The following is a 22,973-nucleotide window of genomic DNA, read 5'->3' as shown; positions in this document are numbered from 1 at the left end:
TCATGACTACGCTGACAAAGAAGGAAGACCACTCCCTTTACGCTAATGCCTTTGGCTTTCTGCGGCTGCCAATGAATTTCAACCCTGTTCAGTCTGGTACTGACCTGATCATTACCGGTGTTCCATTTGATCTGGCGACTACAGGGCGCAGCGGCGCTCGCTTTGGTCCTGAGGCTATTCGCAAGGCTTCAGTCAACCTGACCTGGGAGGGCAAGCGCTGGCCCTGGTTCTTCAGCCTGAAAGATCATCTTTCTGTGGCTGACTGCGGTGATCTGGTCTTTGAATGCGGCAATGCACAGGATATGAGCGATACCCTGTTCCAACATGCCGACCGGTTATTGTCTGTTGGCAAACGTATGCTGACGTTTGGCGGCGATCACTTTATTACCCTGCCTTTGCTCAGAGCCCACGCCAAACATTATGGACCTCTGGCACTGATTCACTTTGATGCTCATACCGACGACTATGACCAGGGTGGTAAATTCGACCACGGAACCATGTTTTATCATGCCCAGGTTGAAGGGTTGATTGATACCTCGGCTTCGACCCAGGTGGGTATTCGAACCAATTACGATCACAAGAACACCCCCTTCAATATTCTGGATGCCAGTTACGTCAACAGTACCCCAGTGGCAGAGATAATTGACAATATACGTAAAAGAACAGGTAATCGCCGTGTTTACCTGACCTTTGATATCGACTGCCTGGACCCGGCTTTTGCTCCGGGAACCGGAACCCCGGTTTGTGGCGGCCTGACCTCGGACCGGGCTTTACAGCTGCTCAGAGGTCTTGAAGGTCTGGATATTGTGGGCATGGATGTGGTTGAAGTCGCGCCGGCTTACGATCACGCCGATATTACCGCTCTGGCTGGTGCTACGATTGCTCTCGAGATGCTTTATCTTCAGGCAGCCCAATCAAAAGCCACCTGACAACCATCCGGCTCAGGCAAGCTGCCCGTTGGTGCTTTGCCTGGCAGGGAGTTGTCCTACCACTCTGACCACTTCAAGCTTATCGGAACATGACAGCAGGGCAGGGTGTGAACCCGGCTCGCCTTCCGGTATCGGCTGTCCCATCTTCTGATAGAAGTCGACCCAGTAGGGGAATATTTCTCCGGTTTCCAGATCACGAAACCCCATGGGGGTTTCCGGAAATACCGGCTCTCCCTTGTTGGCAGACCTGAACGCTTCCAAAACAAGAGCACTGCAGTACCAGGCTCGGTCACTGATATCGGATTGAGCATGACCCTCCGGAGAGAAGTTTCTGTTATAGGGCGAGTGCAATTGCTCATCAGCAAAGGCCAACGCTTCATCAACTAAAGCAAGCCATGGAGACTTGAGACGAGCCATCAGAATGCAAGGCCGCCCCAGTCCATCACATACGGATTTGTCGATAAACTGATTCAGGCTTAATGTCTGAACCTTTGGCATGACCGCTTCAACCAGCTCCCCGCCTTCCATAGCAATGGCGACATGATTCAGAGCCATGCCGTTGTAACCGGCAAACAGTCTGCTGATAACCCACTCCAGCTCTCCTCCCTTGCGCAGTTGAAACAGAAGGTCGCCTTTTTGCAGTTCTGGAATGGAAATTGCGTTTGGCTGCTCAGTCATTTATCAAAATCCTCATAAAACCTGATGAGAGATTTCTGGAAATATTCAGGTTTTCTGCAGCCTCAGCCGCCGAAAGATTCATAGGCTCCAGAACACAGAACCTTACAATTTCCCTGGATGATCCGTCCTTCTATTTCTGATTCGTTTTGTCACAGGACGCTACTCAATAACAGTTTGAAGCTTTGCCAGGACTTCATTAACCAGTGTTTCAGGGGCGCTCTCAACCTTCCTTGATGGCCTTGCCCTAAGATCAATCATCCTCACACCATTAATGAGCACCACTCCCTGAGTCTCTGTTCCCGTTCCCATCAATGGAACAGTAAAACCCTGCACACGGGAATAATTACCTTCCTGGGTAATTGGGGCAACCAGCATAGAGCCCAAGCGATTAAATGCGTTTACGGAGAGTACAAGACAAGGTCGGCTCTCTCCCTGCACTTCAGATCCCGACACTGGGTTTAGATTCACCCGGACGATATCGCCACGATCGTAAATGCTCAAAGTGCTTCATCCCCAACAGGCGGGATAGAATCCCATTCGGTTAACTCTTCCGGCATGGCCGCTGACAGATCGCACTGGGCCAGCAATTCATCCATTGAATAGCGTGGCCGCTTGGTGGCCTTGGTAATCACCAGACTGTTTTTCACCTCCTCAATAACGATACTGTCACCATCCTTCAAATTCAGCCTGCGCAGAAGCTCTGACGGTATGAGTTCAGGTGGCAACTTGAATATAAGCAGCACTGGTCGGGTGGTGATGTTATGTCAGTGAAACCTCAATCCACCAGAAAGTAGCAACCCTGGCCAGGTGCCCCCATAGAAATACCTAACTGACTTCTTTTGGTCATTGTTAATCCACAATGTTTCACCAGATTGCACTTCCAGCCATATACTGCCAGACCTATCTGGAGAGAACTCCCCCATCTGGAGAGAAATAATCATCCACAGGACTCCTATAAAACTAAAAATTTTGCCGTTCATCAACTGAATGCGTAACCACATGTACACCATCCCCATACAAATTGTTATTGCCCCTAAATTGAGAGAATGGCGTGGCGGGCATTGGTTGTACTTCCCTTTCCCCGAGACTTCTGCACATGGGACAGGTTCTATTATTCACTAGCCAGGTCGCCAGGCATCTTTCATGAAACATATGGGTGCATGGTTCGAAAACCTTGACTTCACTTTCGGCAAAAGGTGCATAACAAATAGGGCATTCTTCGCTCAGCTCTTGATAACGTGCTGACTGATCATTTGGGCTGTTGGGTGGTGTGGTTCCGTTCATATCTCTTACTCCTATCTCTGTTTTTCAAATAACCTGTAGCGTTAGATCATTGTCTATCCATTTAGTTCCCAGTGCTTATTTTTTTGGTACGCCCGGCATGGGCATGAACTTATGGGCTGAAAGTCCCTTGTGGAAGAACCTACACAGGATTCTGCCTTAAAAATTGCAATGCTTTGCAGGTTCTTATAATCAGGCACTACGAATGTTCATCTCTGGCTTTATGGCGATAGCAGGGTATTTTTTTAGCAGCTTTTTATCGTGGATTAGTTTTTACCATCAGAGGCGCCCTTCGTTTCGCCACTCGCTCGTTTCTTCGTGATGAGTTTCCGGTAACTGGTTCCATCGGTTTTTTGATGCGTTCAAGGGTATCCAGCTTTTTCGGGTAATGGGTTTCCAGTAATTCCCTTACTTCTTGCTCCATAGAACGGTTAGCAAAATCGTCGGGGGGTCATTTCTTTCGAGCTTACGGATCGCCTGTAACCTTCATGATCTCGCCAGCCTCGGAGTTTGGCTGCTCAGTCGTTTAACCCCCAGAGAGCTCATTTCTGAGCATTTCCAGAACAGGAGTGGTCTCCGGACGGACACCTCTCCAGATAGCAAACTGCTCTGCGGCCTGTTCTACCAACATACCCAGACCATCAATCACGGTTCCCGCCCCCTGATCCAATGCCCAACGGTTGAATACTGTATAAGAAGCTGAATACATCATGTCATAACAACAGGTCGAAGCAGCAATGACTGATGGTGGAACTGGAGGCAGATCACCATGCAAACTGGCAGAGGTTCCATTGATGATAATATCAAAATGACCTTCCAGTTCTGAAAAACCGGAAGCTTTTACGGGTTGCTCCGGAAACAGGTCTGCCAGAGCCTCGGCCTTGCTGACAGTGCGGTTGGCAATCACCACTTCGGACAGCTCCTGTGCAAGGATTGGCTCAAGGATACCTCTTACCGCACCACCAGCCCCAAGAACCAGCACCCGCGCTCCTTTGATTGAAACACCATTGTTGACCGTCAGGTCCTGAACCAGACCGAGTCCATCGGTATTGTCTCCGTTGAGAGCACCTTGTTCATCCAGCCAGAGGGTATTAACTGCCCCGGCTTTCTGAGCCCTCGCCGTTCGCACAGTTGATAGCTGCCAGGCCTGCTCCTTGAAAGGAACCGTTACACTCAGACCCAGGTAACCGCCATTTTCAAAAAAGCGTTTAACGGCCTGTTCAAAATCATCAACCGGAACCAGTTGGGCGTTGTAAGTCAGCCTGTGCCCCACAGACTCGGCAAACATGGCATGAATTCTGGGCGACTTACTGTGCTCAATGGGGTTTCCCATCACAGCGTAATGATCAACAGGTATGGCCATTGTTTTTTCTCGGGGAGTGTCACTTTAAATATCAGACCCAGTCTCTGGGTTTCAGAAATTCATTATACAAACGGGCCTCTTCTGTCCCGTCTTCAGGGTGCCAGTTGTAATCCCAGCGCACAACAGGCGGTAGAGACATCAGGATAGACTCGGTGCGGCCACCGGATTGCAGACCAAACAGTGTGCCACGGTCGTATACAAGATTAAACTCAACATAACGCCCGCGCCGGTACTCTTGAAAATAACGGTTCTGTTCTGTGTATTCAGTGTCCTTACGCCTCTGAACGATGGGCAGATAAGCGTCGATATAACTGTTGCCTACCGCCTGCATAAACTCGAAGCAGCGTTCAAATGGCCACTCGTTAAGATCATCGTAGAACAGACCGCCGACACCACGGGGCTCGTCCCGATGCTTCAGGAAGAAGTATTCGTCACACCATTTTTTGAAGCGGGGATAGACCTCTCCGCCAAAAGGTTCGCATGCGGATTTGGCCACCTGATGCCAGTGTATGCAGTCTTCTTCGAAACCGTAATAGGGTGTCAGGTCATAGCCACCGCCGAACCACCAGACCGGATCAGCCCCCTCTTTTTCGGCAATCAACAGACGAACATTGGCATGAGACGTTGGCACAAACGGATTCCTGGGATGAATCACCAGAGAGACCCCCATGGCCTGAAAACTCCGGCCTTCCAGCTCGGGTCTTTTTGCGGTGGCGGAAGGGGGCAGTTTATCGCCTTTTACGTGGGAGAAGTTCACTCCCCCTTTTTCAAACAGAGAACCATCTTCAATAACCCGGGCACGGCCACCACCACCACCGTGGTAATCCCAGGTTTCTTCACGGAAAACAGTACCAGTGTCTTCTTTTTCCAGAGCGCTACAGATAGCGTCCTGCAATGACAGCAGGTATCGCCTGACACGCTCTACCTGTTTATGGCTGTCTAAAGACTCGCTGCTGTTTTCCGAACTTGTGGCTTTTCCGGTTTGGGCATCGGTCACCATAATACTCCCTGGGCTGGCTGGATAAAAAAGAGATGCAGTTTAACAGAGCCGGAATCAACCGGCCCGAATCAGTTGTCCTGTCTGAAGATCACGAATTTCAGAAGGTTCGGTCTGTGGGCCCGTTTCACCGGAAACAATCAGAGATACCAGGTTTCCCATCTGTTCCTGAACCTGCTGCTCAGTCATTAGAGGAGATTCTCCTGCCCGGTTGGCAGAAGTGGATACCAGTGGCTGCCCGGCCTGTTCACAGAGCTTTTTAACCACCGGGTGAGCACTGACCCTGACAGCGACCGTATCGAACTTTCCACGAACCCAGTCCGGTGTCCATCGCTCAGTATCAGGCAGTAGCCAGGTATAAGGCCCCGGCCAACTGGCTGATAAGGTTTCAAGCTGTGCTTCGGTCAGGTTGGAAAGCAGGGGAGCAATCTGTTGTTGAGATGAGGCAACCAGTATCAACCCTTTTTCAACAGGGCGATGCTTAATAGCCAGCACTTTGTAAACAGCTTCCCGATTCCAGGGGTCGCATCCGAGCCCCCAGACCGCTTCCGTAGGGTAGGCTATGACCCCCCCCTGTTCGATAACAGCCTGAACTTTAGACATAGCGTTTCATCAACTTGATCAGCGAGTAGCGGAGTTTAGCAAGGCTGTAAAAACGCCGCTAGCTGATCAGGACTGACTCAGGCTTCTGTTGATGACTTTCCGACACGTTCATGCAGCGCAGGGTAGGCTGCCTGATCGAGCCATTGCGTCAGCTCACAGAGCTTGTTTTGCACACTGACGGTACTCCCACCACAAACATTGATGTGGCCCATTTTGCGACCAGGCCGTTTTCCTTTGCCGTACCAGTGAATATGAGCCCCCTCCATTGCTATCACAGCATCGGGAAGCGTGTCTTCACCCAAAATGTTGATCATAGTGGTTTCACGGATAAGACGGGTACTGCCCAAGGGCATTGCACAAATAGCGCGCAGATGATTTTCAAACTGACAGGTTTCAGCTCCCTGCTGAGTCCAGTGCCCGGAGTTGTGAACCCTTGGCGCTATTTCATTGACCAGCAGGGAGCCATTGACATCAAAGAACTCCAAAGCCAGCACTCCGACGTAGTCCAGACTCTCTGCTACTGCAATGAACATCTGCTTTGCCTGTCCCTGCAAAGCCTGATCAGTGATCGCAGTAGAGAGACTCAACACTCCGTTGGTATGTACATTCTCGGCCAGAGGGTAGACCGCAACTGTTCCATCTGCGCTTCGGGCACCGACCAGTGAGACTTCACGATCAAAAGGGACAAACTCTTCGGCAACAATAGCCTGATGCTCTGTGGCTGCAATGCAGTCGGCCATTTCTGCCCAGATGGCATCAGCCTGATCCGCCTCTTTTAACCGCCACTGCCCTTTACCGTCATAGCCGCCCAGAGCACTCTTGAGCACCATGGGCAGCCCCACGTGCTCAATGGCTTTCCGGAAGTCTTCGTATGACTGAATGACAAAGTATCGGGCATTTTGAACGCCTGCATCGTCCAGCCGTTTTTTCTCGATTCGGCGGTCGCCACCGGCCTCAATAGCTTCTGTAGATGGCAGGAATTTACCGCTTTTCTCGCAGATTGCCAGAATATCGAGGGGAATGTGCTCAAATTCTGCGGTAACGACATCAGCCTGCCTGATTGCCGATTCCAGGTCATCACCGGTGGTCATTTGAGTCAGTGGGTGAACCACTGTTTCGCTGCTTACATCATAAGCACTGATTTGAATGTTCAGCGGTGCGCCAGCCAATGACATCATTCGCGCCAGCTGACCGGCCCCCAGCACTAAAACCTGCATCAGATTAATCCTCAGCCGGATTGGGATTAGCCAGAACCGTGTCCGTTTGTTCTTTACGGAAAGCTTCTACTTTAGCCATGACCGCTTCGTTGTGGGTACCAATGATTTGAGCGGCCAGAATACCGGCATTGGCTGCACCTGCCTCGCCAATGGCCAGAGTTCCTACGGCAACCCCTTTGGGCATCTGGGCGATGGACAGTAATGAGTCCATACCCTTCAGTGCTTTGGACTGAACCGGCACACCCAGAACAGGCAGGCTGGTGAAAGCTGCAGCCATACCGGGCAGGTGAGCCGCACCGCCTGCGCCTGCGATGATGACTTTGAGGCCGCGCTCTTTTGCACCAGTGGCGTAATCAGCCAACAGCTGGGGAGTCCTGTGTGCTGAAACCACTCTGGTTTCATAGCGGACTCCAAACCGATCCAGCATTTCTGCTGCCAGTTTCATCGTTGGCCAGTCTGACCTGGACCCCATGATAATGCCGACTTCCATCTCAAACTCCTGTAAGCCGTGTAATGGTCGGTGGATGATTCGGGGTAGATTATAAGAAGACTTGTACGTTTGAGCGAATAAGCATTAGAAAATCTTGCAATAAAATCTCAATGGTCGGGAAAATGATTGTTTTTTGTTCAGATTGAGAACTAGGAGGCCGACCGGATATAACCACCAGGCACCGACTCAATAAAACCTTCCAGCTCCATTTCAGTCAGAATGACAGAGACCTGGTCAAACGAGAGCCCTGATATCTGGCAGATCAGATCCACACTGACGGCTTCACCGTTCATGCTTTCCAGAATGACTCTTTGTAACCCTGACAAGTCAGAGCTGGCCGATTCAGGTTTATGAGAGGGTTCAACAAAAGCCCGGAGATAGCTCTGCAACTCAATCAGGATATCCTCAGCCGATTCAACCAGAACAGCCCCTTCCTTTATGAGCTTATGACAGCCACAGCTGAGAGGATTTAACACAGAACCCGGTACAGCAAAGACTTCGCGCCCCTGCTCGGCAGCCAGTCTGGCTGAAATCAGGGATCCGCTGTTCAGTGCTGCCTCAACCACCAATACACCCGATGACAAGCCACTGATGATGCGGTTTCTTCTTGGAAAATGTCCGGGGTTTGGTGTCGTCCCCAGGGGAAATTCGCTCACGAGAGCGCCCTGGATTGCTATAGCCTGATACAGGTCGCCATGGCTTCTTGGATAAACCACATCCACCCCGGTTCCCAGAACCGCTATGGTACTGCCATAACTGCCCAGCACTCCCTGATGCGCAGCTGCATCTATCCCCAATGCCATACCACTGGTAATAACCAGTCCTTTTCGAGACAGTTCCTTAGCCAGCTCCTGAGCGAGTCGACGCCCCTGGGGAGTCGGTCTGCGGCTGCCGACAATGGCGAGCTGAGGCTCATTCAAGAGATCGATATTACCGATCACGTAAAGCAGGGGAGGCGGGTCACTTAACTCTTTGAGAGCAACAGGGTATTGAGGCGATTGCAGGGTAATTATGTGATGAGCCTGGCTGGATTCCAGCCAGAGTCGACAATGGTTCAGACGCTCAAGAATATCGGGGGTCTCAGGATTCCCTGATAATTGCGCCGCCAGTTTTTCCGGCAGCCCCATTCTCAATGTCTGATAAGAGGCTGACAGAATAGCGTCTGCAGAACCAAACTCCCGGATCAGACCATTGAAGCGAACCGCACCTAATCCGGGCTGAAAGGAAAGCAGCAGCCATTTGCGTAAAGGCTGCCAGATGGAATCATGGATTTGCTGAGTCATTGCACCTCAGGGGCTTTTCAGAGTGTCTCCTACACCTATTTCTTCATAGGCAGTCAGCACAATACCATAGCTCACTTTTTCAAAAGTACGATAAATCATGATCATACCGGCTCTTTCAGGAGGCAGATTGACCATTTCACCACTGATCTGATCCTTAACCTTCAGGTTCTTGTAGGCATTGAGTATATCGCCCTGACGCAAACCTTCCCGGATACCCCGATTGATAATAACGCTGTTGAACTGACCGACTTTTTTCACCCCATCAACCACAGAAACAATTTTACCTTCCACCGGTGCATCAGGTGCTCTGGGGAAGAAGGTAGTTTGAAGGCTGAAGGTGTCTGCTGGCACCACTTTATCACCAGGCCTAACCTCCCGCTGGCTTGTCTGGATTTTCAGACTGGCAATGCCATTGTCGACTTTTTGCAGGGAAGCATCGGCCACTTGATGGCCAATAATACCCAGTACTTCACCGCTGTCAGGATCTTTCAGAACGTCTCCGGCTCGGAGAATGTCGAGACTCTTGTCCAGAGAGCCTATTTGTCCCCGGACATAAACCTTGTCTCCCGCGCCGGTTATAATTCGTTCCTGTCTGGAAGCAAATATATAAGGAGCACTTTCTAAAGCCCGTTTAGAGGTAAATACCCGGCTGCTCTTGAGAAAGGCATCGATTGCGCTGAGCGGGATAGCAGGAATTGCGGATTCAGCAGGCAGTGTTCTTACTTTCGGGCTGAGCTTGATGGTTCTGCCACTCTCGCCACGACGGACAATCGTCAGCCTTGGACGACCATCGATGTAAACCAGGCTCACCAGATCACCGGGGAAGATAAGATGAGGGTTATGAATCTGGGGGTTTGCGTGCCAGATTTCAGGCCATAGCCAGGGACTTTTCAGAAAGCGGTTGGAAATTTCCCACAGCGTATCCCCTTTTTTTACCATGTAATCCCGGGGAGAATCTGACTTGATCGGACTCTCGTAAGCTATCCCTGATGACGACAGGCAGAGCAGAAGAACGCCCAGTACTATGCTTCTCATTGGTTACCGATCCCTTGCACTTGTTGTTGGTTTTATTCCAGCAGTTTATCAACGGGTCCTGTCATCGGGCAATCAAACCCTTCAATATGAAGAAAATCTGCCCACAAAATTGTGACTTATCTTTTTTATTCCACTGCACCCATAGCCGATAAAACAAAAGCTCAGGGACAAATCTGAGTCACTATTGTTCTCGACCGGCAACGGCCTTTCTGTACTTCAGAGCAAATCAGGAAACTATCCAAAGCAGTGATTTTTGCCTACATTAGGAAGGCTGGAAGGCAGCTAGGGAGGTGATATATGGAAAACCTTTATAAAACTGATTATTACCAATGGGTCAAACAACAAAAAGAACTTTTGATAAACCGTCAGTTTGACCAGCTTGATCTGGAACATCTCATTGAGGAAGTTGACGATATGGGTAGGCATGAGCCCCGGTCACTCACCAGCCACCTGAAGCAACTACTTATGCATCTCCTCAAATGGCAGTTTCTACCAGAGCGTCGATCAAGAAGCTGGCAGGACTCCATTATTCTCCACAGGGAGGATGTTGAAGAACTGCTTGAGGAGAATCCAAGTCTGGGGCTGAAAGTACCTGAACTTTTCAGCAAGGCCTATAAAAGGGCGGTTGTACTGGCGGTTAAGCAAACCGACCTCCCCACCAGAACTTTTCCAAAAGAATGCTCATGGACCTATGAGCAAGTGATGAAAGATGGCTGGTTGCCTGAGGAATAGCAGGGCTTGAAACTGTCGGCAGGGGACTTCAATTAGTCGAGAATAAAGTAATGAAAATACCTGTTAAAGCAGCCAGCAAAGGTTATATGCTTTACTGGCTACTATTGCTATCGTTACCCTCAACGTCGTCTGTCATTTCTTTATCAGCAATGAATCTCTTTAATGGTGGAGCGGTAGGAAGGTGGGCAATCTGCTCTTCAAATTGAACCCGACTTCTTACTGCCAGCTTTGACAGCTCTTGTAGCGAAAGGGGGGTATTTGAGCCTTTGATATATTTGACAGAGATTGTTGCGTATGACCTGACAACGTTCACAGCCAGAAAAACGGTTTTATGCTTTAGCCCCGAAAACGCATCTCCCAAATATTTCCCGTTGGTTTTGAAGCCTATCGTTCCAGCATTCATATCTATTATGCAACTTATCTTTTCAGGCGCATTAAATGTACTGTTTGATTCGTCTTTGGGGTAATTGCCTATCGTTTGGCCATTATGAATCAGTTTGTTGTTTTCTATGTTCCAGCCCCATGAGGACTCCGTGCTACCAAGAAGGTTTGTGTAAGCTTTTCCATGCTTAGGAGTTCCTTCCAGTGCAACCCCAATCACCGGATGAGAGCCTCGCCTCAATGTCGGCCATTCAATGTCCAGAATATGAATGCCTTTTGAAAAGCCGGTATCCGACATGGCAATATCTGTACTCGATCCAGAGTCAAAGCGTACTAGTTTTGTTGGCTCATCACTTAAGATATCAAGATTGTCACCACTTTTGGCTCGATCCCAAATGATGGGAATGAAGAGATTAGTATCATCCTGACATTCCAGGGCTTTTAAAGATAGTGATGTATAACTACACACCTGCAATGGGACCATTTGATCGACTTTCCTTCCTTCCCAGAATGCATTGCCATGTCCAGCTGTGGTTGCTTGACTGGTCTGAGAGTTGGAGCTTAGACACGATATTGGCAAACACGACAAATATTGTGAAATACGGCTTGATGGATTCATAATTACATTCCCTTGAATTAATATTTATTTAGATAGCTTTAAATTGAAAAAGTTCCTTTTTTGCCCCAATTTTCACCACTCCATCGATAACATTCCGATTTCAAAAAGTTAATAAGTCGTGCCAACCATTAATTCGAATGTGATATATATTTGAAAATCACATGATTGCATCTTATTTCGCTCCGAAGCCCGTTTCCATGACGGGCATGAGATCACCTCGGAAGATGTCATCTTTTCATTCAAAGCCCTCAGTGAAAAAGGAAGCCCCCGATACAAAATGCAGCTGGACTCCATTGCTTCGGTGGAGGCACTGGGCCGGAGAAAAGTCCGCTTTAACTTTAAACAGTCGGGTTCCCGCCAACAGCTATTCCACGCAGCGGAGCTTCCCGTTCTGCCAGCCCACTTCTGGAAGAACAGGGCCATCGATAAATCAACCCTCACTCCACCTTTAAACAGCGGCCCCTACAGAGTCAGTCATGTGGAACCCGGCAAGCTGATTGTGTTCTCAAGGGTCGAGGATTACTGGGGAACTTACCCGTTAACAAGGGAAAATATAATTTCGACACAGTGAACATACATTTCTATCGCGATTTTCAGGTAGCCCTGGAAGCCTTTAAATCCGGTGGACACGATCTGCATCTTGAAGTCGTCGCCAAGAACTGGCAGTTCGCCTACGACTTCCCCGCTGTCATCGACGGGCGTATAAAAAAACGAACCATTCCCCATCAGATGGCTTATGGCAGCAGCTTTTTCTTTTTCAATACCCGTCGTCCATTATTCAGGGATATACGGGTTCGCCAGGCCATTACCCTGATGTTTGATTATGAATGGACGAACCGGGTGATCTTTCATAATGCCTACCGTCGTTCTCACAGCTACTTTCCCAACAGTTCTCTGGGAGCTATTGATAAGCCAACCCCCGCAGAGCAGAAGCTACTAGCGTCATTAACTCCCTCATTACCGAACCCGATTGTCAGTCAGGCATTTCTTTCAGGAAAAACCTCGAGTCCATCGGAATCACCATGAAATACACGGTCATGGACTCCAGCCAGTATTACGCCAGAATGCGATCCCGGGACTTTGATATGATTGCACAATTACTGCCGCAGACACTCTCGCCGGGTTTGGAGCTGTTCGATTATTTCCATTCAAGCCGGGCCCATGACAACAGCTCCAGAAATTTTGCCGGCATTGACCATCCGGTCGTAGATCAACTCCTTCAGAAACTGACTGAAGTGAATTCACAACAAGAACTCCAAACCCTGACACGCTCACTGGACCGGGTGCTACTGTGGAACTACTATGGCATCCCGAAGTGGCACTCCACTTACATGAGGGTGGCTCACTGGGACAAATTTGGCTGGCCTGAGCAACTGCCGGAATACACCACCAGCTTCAGCACCTGGTGGCAAAAGCCCTGAGCACCGGAATTTAACATTGCTTGCCGATATCTGACTGATTACCAGCCTCCTGGCACGGTCATGGAAATCACACTCCGATGCCACACTCCTGCTAAGCCCGCAGTCATCTAATCATTTCTCCTGATAACGGCGCTCAAAACACAGATAGCTCCTCCTTAAGTTCATCGCCTATCCGTCAATAAGCACTTAAAAAATGGAACATTCGCACTTAAAACTACCTATATACCTAAAAGAAATTTAAAATTACTTTTTAATTTAATGAAACAGCTTGAGAATCCCCATGGCGCTTCTGGAAATCCTTCAATACCCTGACGAAAGACTTCGCACTATTGCTGAGCCCGTGGCCGAGGTAAACGACGATATTCGTAAAATCGTCGATAACATGCTGGAAACTATGTACCAATCCAAAGGCGTTGGTCTGGCGGCCACTCAGGTCGATATCCATCTGCGCATTGTCGTGATGGACTTTTCCGATGATGGCAACGAGCCTGTGGTTCTGATCAATCCAACATTCGAACCTCTGACCGAAGAGTTGACGGATCTGTCTGAAGGCTGCCTGTCCATCCCGGGATTCTTCGAGCTGCTGGATCGCCCGGCTGAGATTCGTCTGACCGCACTGGACAGAGACGGAAACGAGTACTCAAAAGACCTGGATGGTCTGGCTGCTGTCTGCGTACAGCATGAGCTGGATCACCTGAATGGCAAACTGTTTGTGGACTATCTGTCCCGACTGAAGCAAGAACGTATTCGCAAAAAGCTGGTGAAGAACAAGCGCCTTGCCACAGCTTAATGACTCTGATGATCTCCCGGATAATGCAGGAAAAGCCGCTCCGGGGGACTCAGATTTTACTCAGGCCCTTACTTTATCTATCATCGCCGCCATCCCAATCGTTCTGTCGAGCCTTTAGAAAACCTAATGAAAAGTCTTCGTATTGTCTTTGCCGGTACTCCGGATTTTGCCAGCGCCCACCTTCAGGCGGTTCTGGACAGTCAGCATGAAGTCATTGCCGTATACACCCAGCCCGACAGACCGGCGGGACGAGGCAGAAAACTCAAGCCCAGCCCGGTGAAAGCGCTGGCGTTGCAACATGACATCCCGGTGTTTCAGCCACAATCTCTGAAAAAAGATGACGCCGCCCGGGAACAACTCGCTGCGCTCAAACCCGATCTGATGATTGTAGTGGCCTATGGTTTGATACTTCCGAAAAGTGTTCTGGAGATTCCAACCTTTGGTTGCATCAATGTGCATGGATCAATTCTGCCACGCTGGCGTGGAGCAGCTCCTATTCAACGGGCTATTGCTGCGGGTGATGAAGAGTCCGGTGTCACCATCATGCAGATGGATGAAGGTCTGGATACTGGCGATATGCTGGTTAAAGCCCGCTGTCCGATTCACACAACAGACACATCTTCCGATTTGCATGACCGTCTGATCGAAGTAGGGCAGCCGACTCTGATTGAAGCCGTCAATGCTATCGCTCAAGGCACTATCCGTGCAGAAAAGCAGGATGATGGTAATGCTTGTTACGCCCATAAAATGAGCAAGGAGGAAGCCCGTATTCAATGGAACAGATCAGCAACTGATCTTGATTGTATGATACGGGCATTCAACCCTTGGCCAGTGGCGACAACAGAGCTGGAAGGTAATGCCATTCGGGTCTGGGAGGCAAAGCCTGTTACAGGAAACCATGATTTGGCACCCGGCACCCTGATCAAGGCTGACAAATCAGGCCTGGATATTGCTACTGAAGAAGGCATACTGCGTCTCACTAACGTGCAGTTATCTGGCAGCCGTGCCATGCCAGTGCAGGACCTGCTCAACAGCCGCAGGGATATGTTTGTACCCGGGAAAAAATTCAACTGATGGCCAAGCAATCTTCCGTTCGACTGGCGGCAGCCAAAGTAATCAGCCGTGTTGTTTCCGGTGAATCCCTGAGCCAGGTATTACCTGAATATCAGCAAGCCCTGCGCAAGAAAGACCAACCGCTTCTGGCAGAGCTCTCTTACGGCACACTGCGTTACTATTTTCGACTGGATAGCTGGCTCAGCACCCTGATGGACAAACCGCTGAAAGCAAAAGAGCAGACGATTCACAGTCTGATTCTGGTGGGGCTCTACCAGTTGTTCTACACCCGCATTCCGGCACACGCCGCTATTGGGGAGACCGTTCAGGTCACCCGCATGATGGGTAAAGCCTGGGCCCGAGGTCTTGTGAATGGTGTTCTGCGTTCTGCACAGCGTCAGGAAGAAGCGCTCAATGCACTGGCTGAATCCAACGACATTTGTCTTACAGCTCACCCCCAATGGCTGGTCGGCAAAATCCGCAATGCCTGGCCCGGGCACTGGCAGGATATCACCCGGGCCAATAATCAGTCTCCACCTATGACCTTGCGGGTCAATGAGCGGCATTTAAAGCGTGATCGATACCTGAAAAAATTACTGGATGACTGCATTCAGGCTTCGTCTTCTCGGGTGTCTCCTCAGGCAATAACCCTGACGCGGGCTCTCCCGGTGGATCAGCTGCCCGGCTTTTCGGACGGTGTGGTCAGTGTTCAGGATGAATCTGCTCAGCTTTCCGGAAACCTGTTGCCTGTCAAAAAAGGTGACAAGGTTCTCGATGCCTGCTGTGCTCCGGGAGGCAAAACCTGCCAGCTGCTGGAAATGTTCCCGGGCATTGAACTCGATGCTCTGGATATAGATGAGAAGCGACTGGCTCGTGTGCAGGAAAATCTGGATCGTATTGGCCTGAAGGCCCGACTCATGACCGGTGATGGTGCTCAGCCAGAGCAGTGGTGGGATGGACAGAGTTACGATCATATTCTGCTGGACGCCCCCTGCTCGGCAACCGGTGTCATCCGCCGCCATCCGGATATTAAACTGCTTCGCAAACCCGAAGACATTGATGCATTGGCTGAGCTTCAAGGCAAGATTCTTAATACCATGTGGTCGTTGCTCAAGCCCGGTGGCACACTGCTCTACGCAACCTGTTCCATCATGCCTGCTGAAAACAGCAAACAGATTGCCGCCTTCCTCGAACATCAGGAAGACGCCGAACTGCAACCCTTTCCAGGAGAATGGGGACTGGATACCGGCTTTGGCCGACAGATTCTGCCCGGTTCAGGTGACGGTTTTTTCTACAGCCTGCTGAAAAAAGTGGACCATGATTCTGACGAAACCATTGAGCACTCTGAGCAGACAAACAGCCTTCAGCCAATAAAAAGCCATCAGGAAAGTCTATGAAAATCATCATTCTCGGTGCCGGACAAGTAGGCGGAACCCTGGCTGAAAACCTGGCCAGTGAAGAGAACGACATCACGGTAGTGGATGCCAACGGAGAGCTTCTCAGAGAGTTGCAGGATCGTATTGATATCCGGACTATTCAGGGTATGGCCTCCTTCCCCTCTGTACTCAAACAGGCCGGTGCTGATGATGCTGACATGCTGGTGGCGGTAACCAACAGCGATGAAGTGAACATGGTGGCCTGCCAGATTGCCTATACCCTGTTTCACACACCTTCCAAGATTGCCCGTATTCGTCAGGCGGCTTATCTGAACAGGGATAAACTGTTTGGCGATGATGCTATGCCCATCGACGTATTGATCAGCCCCGAGCAGGTGGTGACCAACTACATTCGACGCCTTCTTGAACGTCCCGGTGCTCTTCAGGTTCTCGACTTTGCCGATGGCCGTGCCCAGCTGGTGGCCATGAGAGCCTATTATGGCGGTCCATTGGTCGGGCAGGAGTTGCGCTACCTGCGTGAACATATGCCCAACGTTGACACCCGTGTGGCTGCAATTTTCCGCCGTGGCAAGGCCATCATGCCCAAGGGGACCACAGTGATCGAGGCCGACGATGAAGTATTCTTCATCGCCGACCGCTGTCATATCCGGGCTGTCATGAGTGAACTGCAGAGGCTGGATGATGATTACAAACGCATCATCATTGCCGGTGGCGGTAACATTGGTTTGCGCCTTGCTCAGTCGGCTGAAAATGATTTCAAGGTAAAAATCATTGAGCAGAATATGGAGCGCTGTCAGTTCCTGTCTGAGACGCTGATCAAAGCCATGGTTTTCAATGGCAATGCATCCGATAAAGAGCTGCTGATTTCTGAAAACATCGAAGAGACGGATGTCTTTTGTGCCCTGACCAACGATGATGAAGCCAACGTCATGGCCGCTATGCTGGCTAAACGACTGGGCGCCCGAAAAGTCATGGCCCTGATCAATAACCCTGCCTACGTTGATCTGGTCCAGGGCGGCGAGATAGATATTGCGATTTCTCCACAGCAGGCCACCATCGGCAGTCTTCTTAAACACGTACGAAGAGGGGACGTTGTCAATGTTCACTCACTTCGTCGTGGTGCAGCAGAAGCCATTGAAGCCATTGCCCATGGCGATGAAAATTCATCCAGAGTCGTCGGTAAAACGGTTCAACAGGTCGTGCTGCCCCCCGGAACAACCATCGGAGCCATAGTCAGAAACGATGAAGTGTTGATTGCACACGACACTACTCGTATAGAGTCCGGGGATCATATCATTCTGTTCCTGACCAACAAGAAACGTATTCACGAAGTAGAACAACTCTTTCAGGTTGGACTGGGGTTCTTTTAAACGATACATTTCGACATTAGAGTCAGCGGTTTATTTTTTACCAGACTTGAAAAATGACACCCATGACTAGGAGCCTGACCGAGAATAGCGCCCGTAGCGAGGACGGCAGAAAATTGAGTATGAAAATTCGGTTTTGTGAGGAGAATAGCGAGCTATTTGACGAACAAAAGCGGATTTTCAGACCAATTTGCTGCCGCCGCAGTAGGGCAGTCTATTCTCGGTCAGGCTCCTAGGAGCCTGACCGAGAATAGCGCCCGTAGCGAGGACGGCAGAAAATTGAGGATGAAAATTCGGTTTTGTAAGGAGAATAGCGAGCTATTTGACGAACAAAAGCGGATTTTCAGACCAATTTGCTGCCGCCGCAGTAGGGCAGTCTATTCTCGGTCAGGCTCCTAGGAGGTATTACCGCATCTGGGGGGTCCGATGGGGTGGTACCAGTCTTGTGTACTTATTGATAATTGAATCAGACGGCATGGCCGTTGTCTGTATAACTAGAAAAACAGGGTCTTATGCAGTTTTCTGTCGTTTTGCCCGTCCTGGGTATTCTCTTGATGCTATTCAGCTTCTCCAGTCTTCCACCTCTGGCAGTGGCGATGATCTATGGGGAATCTGAAATTTCACTGTTTTTATATACTTTTTTTCTGACTTTTCTTATCGGTTTCTTATTTTGGTTTCCCTTCAGAAAAATTAAATCGGACCTTCGCCCCCGTGACGGCTTTATTATCACTGTTCTTTTCTGGGTGGTCCTGGGAGGCATGGGTTCCCTGCCACTTTTATTAATGACAGACCCGGGACTCAGCGTCACTGATGCCCTATTCGAGTCCATGTCGGGCCTGACCACCACTGGCGCTACGATACTGACGGGCATCGATCACCTGCCCAAATCGATCCTCTTTTATCGCCAGCAACTGCAGTGGCTGGGAGGCATGGGGATCATTGTTCTGGCTGTCGCTATCATGCCTATGCTGGGCGTCGGAGGGATGCAGCTTTATCGGACAGAAACGCCGGGACCTATAAAGGACAACAAGCTGACGCCCCGAATTAAAGAAACCGCGAAAGCACTCTGGCTGCTCTACGTGACATTAACGGCAGTGTGTGCCCTGGGTTACTGGCTGGCAGGTATGAACCTTTTTGATGCTGTGAGCCATAGCTTTTCGACCATAGCCATTGGTGGATTCTCAACCCACGATGCCAGTATTGGCTATTTTGAATCACCACTGATTAATGCCACGGCTACTTTCTTTATGCTGGTAGCCGGTATTAACTTTGCCCTCCACTTTTTCGCCTGGCGCAATAAATCTACTTACCATTACTGGAAAGACCCTGAGTTTCGCACTTACCTGCTGATCCTTCTGGTGGTTTCATTGATTACAGTGGCAGGCCTCTACTTCTCTGCCACTTATGATCTGGCAGACTCCCTCGATTACGGTATTTTTGAGGTGGTTTCTGCTGCCACGACGACCGGTTATGCCACCAGCGGTTTCTCAGCCTGGCCAACATTCCTGCCACTTCTTCTCTTTATGACCAGTTTTATCGGGGGATGTGCAGGCTCGACGGCAGGAGGGATTAAGGTGATTCGTGTACTGCTGATCTTCAAACAGGGTGTAAGAGAACTTCGTCGTCTGGTTCATCCTAACGCCGTTTACTCCATCAAACTCGGTGGCAAGGCTGTTCACAGCCGAGTCGGTGAGGCGGTCTGGGGGTTCTTTGCCGCCTATGTATTCCTGTTTGCCGTTATGATACTGGCTGTGATGGCAACGGGTGTTGATTTGACTACCGCTTTTTCTACCGTCGCTTCCAGCATGAATAACCTGGGCCCCGCCCTGGGAGAAGCCGCCGAAAACTACAGCACGCTTCCTGATACCGCGAAATGGATTCTCTGTTTTGCCATGCTGCTGGGTCGTCTGGAAATCTTCACACTGCTGGTACTATTCACACCCACATTCTGGAAATACTGAGACGGGAAAAGTTATTCACAACAGCTAACAGCTTATCCACATTTTCTTCAGAACTCCATGATCTTGTCCCGTGGAGTTTTCCGGATATTATTACCCTCTTATTCACAACGACCTCATTTCCAGAGGGATACAACGGTATCCGCTCCAGAGCCAAAACGTTATAATCCGCTGCTGTTTCCAGAAAATTAAAGCCTAATTTGAGCCTCCATGAGGTAGTACTGTGACTTCTCAAAGCACGCCTGATATCAAGACATTCCAGGGCCTTATTTTGGCCCTTCAGCAGTTCTGGGCTCGCCAGGGCTGTGTCATTATGCAGCCGCTGGACATGGAAGTGGGTGCAGGCACCTTCCATCCAGCGACGTTCCTTCGCGCTATCGGTCCGGAAAACTGGAATTCTGCCTATGTGCAGCCCAGCCGTCGTCCAACAGATGGTCGTTATGGTGAGAACCCAAACCGTCTTCAGCACTACTATCAGTTTCAGGTGGTAATGAAACCTTCTCCGGATAACATTCAGGAACTTTACCTGGACTCCCTGAGAGAGCTGGGCATTGATCCACTGGTGCATGACCTTCGCTTTGTAGAGGACAACTGGGAATCCCCCACACTGGGCGCCTGGGGTCTGGGCTGGGAGGTTTGGATGAATGGCATGGAAGTCACACAGTTCACCTACTTCCAGCAAGTGGGTGGTATTGAGTGCTATCCGGTGACTGGTGAGATCACCTACGGTCTTGAGCGTCTGGCCATGTACATTCAGGGTGTTGATAACGTCTACGATCTGGTTTGGACTGAAGGCCCACAGGGCACAGTATCTTATGGCGACGTCTTCCATCAGCAGGAAGTAGAGATGTCTACTTTCAACTTTGAACATGCTGACACTCAGGAACTGTTCCATCAGTTCGATTTTTATGAAGGTGAATCAAGACGTCTGGTCGAAGCTGGCCTGCCTCTGCCTGCCTATGAGTACGTCTTGAAAGCTTCCCATACATTCAACCTTCTGGACGCCCGCCACGCCATCTCGGTGACAGAGCGTCAACGCTTTATTCTGCGAGTCAGAACGCTCGCCAGAGCTGTAGCCAAAGCCTACTTTGACGCTCGCCATAACCTCGGCTTCCCGCTGGCCAGTGAGGATATCCGCTCAGAAGTTCTGGCCAGTCTGAAAGACAGCAAGACACAGGAGAAGAAGTAATGAGTCAGAAAGATTTCCTGGTCGAGCTGGGAACAGAAGAGCTGCCTCCAAAAGCGCTTAAAAGCCTTTCCAATGCTTTCACTCGCGGCATTGTTGATCGCCTGAAGAGTGCTCAGCTGTCTTTTGACAGTTATGAAGCCTTTGCCGCACCTCGTCGTCTGGCTTTGCTGATAAAAGGGCTGGAAACGGCTCAGCCTGATCAGCAGCTTGAGCGCCGCGGCCCTGCTATAAAAGCCGCCTTCAACGCAGAAGGCAAGGCCACTAAAGCAGCCGAGGGTTTTGCCCGTTCTAATGGAGTGTCTGTCGACCAGCTGGAGAGGCTGGAAACCGATAAAGGTGCCTGGCTTGTCTATCGTGGGGTTCAGCAAGGTTCCGACACCACTCAACTGCTGCCAGACATGGTCAGTCAGTCTCTCAATGAACTGCCTATTCCCAGGAGAATGCGCTGGGGTGCGCAGCGCACCGAGTTTGTTCGCCCTGTCCACTGGTTAGTCATGCTAATGGGTGGAGAGGTAGTCAATTGCGAAATTCTGGGCCTGAAATCAGGTAACCAGACTCGAGGCCACCGATTCCATGGGAACCAGCCTCTGACCATTAACCAGCCTGCCGATTATCAGAACCTTCTGAAAGAGCAGGGTAAGGTGATGGCTCTCTTTGAAGAAAGACGCAGTCTCATTAAAACACAGGTAACGGAGCTGGCTGCCGGATTAGGTGGCGAAGCGGTTATCGATGAAGACCTTCTGGATGAAGTGACCGCTTTGAATGAGTGGCCTGTTGCTCTGTCCGGTCGTTTTGATGAAGAATTCCTGGAAGTCCCTGCTGAAGCCCTGATTTCTTCCATGAAGGAGCATCAGAAGTATTTCCACGTCCTGTCAAAAGAGCTATCTCGGGAAGGAACATTGCTTCCCCATTTTATAACCATTGCAAATATCGAGAGCCTGAAGCCTGAACACGTAGTATCCGGTAACGAACGGGTAATAAGACCTCGCCTCGCAGATGCCAAATTTTTCTTTGATACAGACAAAAAAAACACGCTTGAAGCACGCAGGGAGACCCTGAAACCCATCGTTTTCCAAGCACAGCTGGGATCGCTGTTCGATAAGAGCGACCGCATTGCAAAACTGGCGGGTTTTATCGCTAAACAGGAAGGTGGGCAGGAACAGCTGGCTGTCCGAGCCGGAGAACTCTGCAAATCAGATCTGACTTCAGAAATGGTTTTGGAATTCCCGGAGCTGCAGGGCATCATGGGGCAATACTACGGTGCAAACGATGGTGAACCACAAGAGGTATGCCTCGCTCTGAACGAACAGTACATGCCACGCTTTGCAGGTGATGAGCTACCCTCTAGCCTGACAGGTTGTGCCGTAGCGATTGCTGACAAAATCGATACCATCACCGGCATCTTTGGCATCAATCAGCCACCTTCAGGCAATAAAGATCCGTTTGCTCTGAGAAGGGCCACCCTGGGTGTCCTGCGAATTATTGTTGAGAAGAAGCTGGATGTGGACCTGCGTGATCTCATTAATCAGTCTGTCGAAGGTTATCAATCACAAGGGGTTGAGCTGCCAGCAGCCAGCGGAAAAGCTTTAGCAAATAATGAAGAGCTGGCAGAAACTGTTCTGGATTTCATGCTGGAGCGTTTCCGCTCCTGGTATCATGACGAACAGATTCCTGTTGAAGTCTTCCTTTCTGTTAAGGCCCTGAAACCATCCCGCCCCTTCGACTTTGATCAACGTGTCAAGGCAGTGCATCGCTTTAGTCAGATGGTCGAAGCCGAAACCCTTTCTGCAGCCAACAAGCGTGTTTCCAACATTCTGGCAAAAGCCGGAGATCTGGTCATTCCTGACTCCGTTGACCCTGCACTGATGACAGAAGCCGCAGAAAAGGCTCTGGCCACAGCGCTGGCCGACAGTAAAGAAAAAGCTGCACCGATTCTGGAACAGAGACAATACACAGTCGCTATGGAAAGTCTGGCGCCACTGAAGGACTCTGTAGACCGCTTCTTTGATGAAGTATTGGTCAATGCTGAAGATCAGCAGGTTCGTTTGAACCGCTATGCTCTTTTGAAACAATTACGCAGCCTTTTCTTACACGTTGCGGATATTTCATTACTGTAGGTTGCACTCGGGACTGCCTTTGTTGCAGAAATTCTGACTAAAGCTTGATAAAGTGGAGTGCGGCATTTATGCC

At 50.0% G+C, this 22,973-nt stretch carries 24 protein-coding genes; 12 read left to right on the top strand and 12 right to left on the bottom strand.

Annotation, left to right across the window (positions count from 1 at the left end; translation table 11 throughout):
• Window positions 1–2 precede the first annotated feature (2 nt).
• On the top strand, window positions 3–929 hold the full coding sequence (speB, locus tag ACOJUO_RS07420; RefSeq protein WP_422139409.1) for an agmatinase: 927 nt from the start codon (window positions 3–5) through the stop codon (window positions 927–929).
• 12 nt (window positions 930–941) lie between these two features.
• Here the strand turns inward: speB and ACOJUO_RS07415 are convergent, their stop codons facing one another.
• From ACOJUO_RS07415 to ACOJUO_RS07365, 11 genes are all read right to left on the bottom strand, one after another.
• On the bottom strand, window positions 942–1,607 hold the full coding sequence (locus tag ACOJUO_RS07415; RefSeq protein WP_422136100.1) for a YiiX/YebB-like N1pC/P60 family cysteine hydrolase: 666 nt from the start codon (window positions 1,605–1,607) through the stop codon (window positions 942–944).
• 159 nt (window positions 1,608–1,766) lie between these two features.
• A complete protein-coding gene (locus ACOJUO_RS07410; RefSeq protein WP_422139408.1) occupies window positions 1,767–2,108 on the bottom strand; it encodes a type II toxin-antitoxin system ChpB family toxin in 342 nt (113 codons plus the stop codon).
• Window positions 2,105–2,332, bottom strand: a complete 228-nt coding sequence (locus tag ACOJUO_RS07405; RefSeq protein WP_422139407.1) for an AbrB/MazE/SpoVT family DNA-binding domain-containing protein — start codon at window positions 2,330–2,332, stop codon at window positions 2,105–2,107. Before ACOJUO_RS07405 ends, ACOJUO_RS07410 begins: the two co-directional genes overlap by 4 nt.
• Window positions 2,333–2,567: 235 nt before the next feature.
• The gene (locus ACOJUO_RS07400) at window positions 2,568–2,891 is read right to left on the bottom strand and encodes an RING finger protein (RefSeq protein ID WP_422136097.1); all 324 of its coding nucleotides are present in this window, start codon (window positions 2,889–2,891) and stop codon (window positions 2,568–2,570) included.
• A gap of 523 nt (window positions 2,892–3,414) precedes the next feature.
• Window positions 3,415–4,251, bottom strand: coding sequence for a shikimate dehydrogenase (gene aroE / locus ACOJUO_RS07395; protein WP_422139406.1), 837 nt, complete (start codon window positions 4,249–4,251; stop codon window positions 3,415–3,417).
• Window positions 4,252–4,282: 31 nt separating this feature from the next.
• On the bottom strand, window positions 4,283–5,251 hold the full coding sequence (gene hemF / locus ACOJUO_RS07390; RefSeq protein ID WP_422139405.1) for an oxygen-dependent coproporphyrinogen oxidase: 969 nt from the start codon (window positions 5,249–5,251) through the stop codon (window positions 4,283–4,285).
• 54 nt (window positions 5,252–5,305) lie between these two features.
• Window positions 5,306–5,851, bottom strand: coding sequence for an L-threonylcarbamoyladenylate synthase (locus ACOJUO_RS07385; protein WP_422139404.1), 546 nt, complete (start codon window positions 5,849–5,851; stop codon window positions 5,306–5,308).
• 77 nt (window positions 5,852–5,928) lie between these two features.
• Window positions 5,929–7,068: a 5-(carboxyamino)imidazole ribonucleotide synthase gene (locus ACOJUO_RS07380; protein ID WP_422139403.1), complete on the bottom strand. Its 1,140-nt coding sequence runs from the start codon at window positions 7,066–7,068 to the stop codon at window positions 5,929–5,931.
• 4 nt (window positions 7,069–7,072) lie between these two features.
• Window positions 7,073–7,558 carry a 5-(carboxyamino)imidazole ribonucleotide mutase gene (gene purE, locus ACOJUO_RS07375; RefSeq protein ID WP_422139402.1) on the bottom strand — a complete coding sequence of 162 codons (486 nt, stop codon included), beginning with the start codon at window positions 7,556–7,558 and terminating at the stop codon, window positions 7,073–7,075.
• Between the two features lie 149 nt (window positions 7,559–7,707).
• Entirely contained in the window at window positions 7,708–8,841 is a 1,134-nt protein-coding gene (gene dprA, locus ACOJUO_RS07370; protein ID WP_422139401.1) for a DNA-processing protein DprA, read from the bottom strand.
• A 6-nt stretch (window positions 8,842–8,847) separates the two neighbouring features.
• Window positions 8,848–9,876, bottom strand: a complete 1,029-nt coding sequence (locus tag ACOJUO_RS07365) for a LysM peptidoglycan-binding domain-containing protein (protein ID WP_422139400.1) — start codon at window positions 9,874–9,876, stop codon at window positions 8,848–8,850.
• A gap of 297 nt (window positions 9,877–10,173) precedes the next feature.
• On the opposite strand from ACOJUO_RS07365, the gene ACOJUO_RS07360 reads away from it, so the two are divergent.
• Complete coding sequence (locus ACOJUO_RS07360) at window positions 10,174–10,608, top strand: DUF29 domain-containing protein (RefSeq protein ID WP_422139399.1); 435 nt, start codon at window positions 10,174–10,176, stop codon at window positions 10,606–10,608.
• 91 nt (window positions 10,609–10,699) lie between these two features.
• Here ACOJUO_RS07360 and ACOJUO_RS07355 read toward each other — a convergent pair whose 3' ends face one another.
• Entirely contained in the window at window positions 10,700–11,608 is a 909-nt protein-coding gene (locus ACOJUO_RS07355) for an SPRY domain-containing protein (protein WP_422139398.1), read from the bottom strand.
• Window positions 11,609–11,777: 169 nt separating this feature from the next.
• Here ACOJUO_RS07355 and ACOJUO_RS07350 point away from each other — a divergent pair, with 169 nt between their 5' ends.
• From ACOJUO_RS07350 to glyS, 10 genes are all read left to right on the top strand, one after another.
• On the top strand, window positions 11,778–12,179 hold the full coding sequence (locus ACOJUO_RS07350; RefSeq protein WP_422137052.1) for an ABC transporter substrate-binding protein: 402 nt from the start codon (window positions 11,778–11,780) through the stop codon (window positions 12,177–12,179).
• Complete coding sequence (locus ACOJUO_RS07345) at window positions 12,176–12,634, top strand: ABC transporter substrate-binding protein (protein ID WP_422139397.1); 459 nt, start codon at window positions 12,176–12,178, stop codon at window positions 12,632–12,634. The genes ACOJUO_RS07350 and ACOJUO_RS07345 overlap by 4 nt, the downstream gene beginning before the upstream one ends.
• A complete protein-coding gene (locus tag ACOJUO_RS07340) occupies window positions 12,631–13,029 on the top strand; it encodes a hypothetical protein (RefSeq protein WP_422139396.1) in 399 nt (132 codons plus the stop codon). The genes ACOJUO_RS07345 and ACOJUO_RS07340 overlap by 4 nt, the downstream gene beginning before the upstream one ends.
• Window positions 13,030–13,309: 280 nt before the next feature.
• Window positions 13,310–13,819, top strand: a complete 510-nt coding sequence (def, locus tag ACOJUO_RS07335; RefSeq protein ID WP_422139395.1) for a peptide deformylase — start codon at window positions 13,310–13,312, stop codon at window positions 13,817–13,819.
• Between the two features lie 126 nt (window positions 13,820–13,945).
• Window positions 13,946–14,893, top strand: a complete 948-nt coding sequence (gene fmt / locus ACOJUO_RS07330; RefSeq protein ID WP_422139394.1) for a methionyl-tRNA formyltransferase — start codon at window positions 13,946–13,948, stop codon at window positions 14,891–14,893.
• On the top strand, window positions 14,893–16,269 hold the full coding sequence (gene rsmB, locus ACOJUO_RS07325; protein WP_422136084.1) for a 16S rRNA (cytosine(967)-C(5))-methyltransferase RsmB: 1,377 nt from the start codon (window positions 14,893–14,895) through the stop codon (window positions 16,267–16,269). Before fmt ends, rsmB begins: the two co-directional genes overlap by 1 nt.
• Window positions 16,266–17,639 carry a Trk system potassium transporter TrkA gene (gene trkA, locus ACOJUO_RS07320; protein WP_422136083.1) on the top strand — a complete coding sequence of 458 codons (1,374 nt, stop codon included), beginning with the start codon at window positions 16,266–16,268 and terminating at the stop codon, window positions 17,637–17,639. The genes rsmB and trkA overlap by 4 nt, the downstream gene beginning before the upstream one ends.
• Window positions 17,640–18,148: 509 nt before the next feature.
• Entirely contained in the window at window positions 18,149–19,597 is a 1,449-nt protein-coding gene (locus ACOJUO_RS07315; protein ID WP_422136082.1) for a TrkH family potassium uptake protein, read from the top strand.
• A 220-nt stretch (window positions 19,598–19,817) separates the two neighbouring features.
• A complete protein-coding gene (glyQ, locus tag ACOJUO_RS07310) occupies window positions 19,818–20,783 on the top strand; it encodes a glycine--tRNA ligase subunit alpha (protein WP_422136081.1) in 966 nt (321 codons plus the stop codon).
• Complete coding sequence (glyS, locus tag ACOJUO_RS07305; protein WP_422139393.1) at window positions 20,783–22,900, top strand: glycine--tRNA ligase subunit beta; 2,118 nt, start codon at window positions 20,783–20,785, stop codon at window positions 22,898–22,900. The genes glyQ and glyS overlap by 1 nt, the downstream gene beginning before the upstream one ends.
• Window positions 22,901–22,973 lie beyond the last annotated feature (73 nt).

It is taken from the genome of Endozoicomonas sp. ALC020 (genome assembly GCF_049275935.1).
Lineage (GTDB): Bacteria > Pseudomonadota > Gammaproteobacteria > Pseudomonadales > Endozoicomonadaceae > Endozoicomonas_A.
This window is presented reverse-complemented; position numbering and strand designations above follow the sequence as displayed.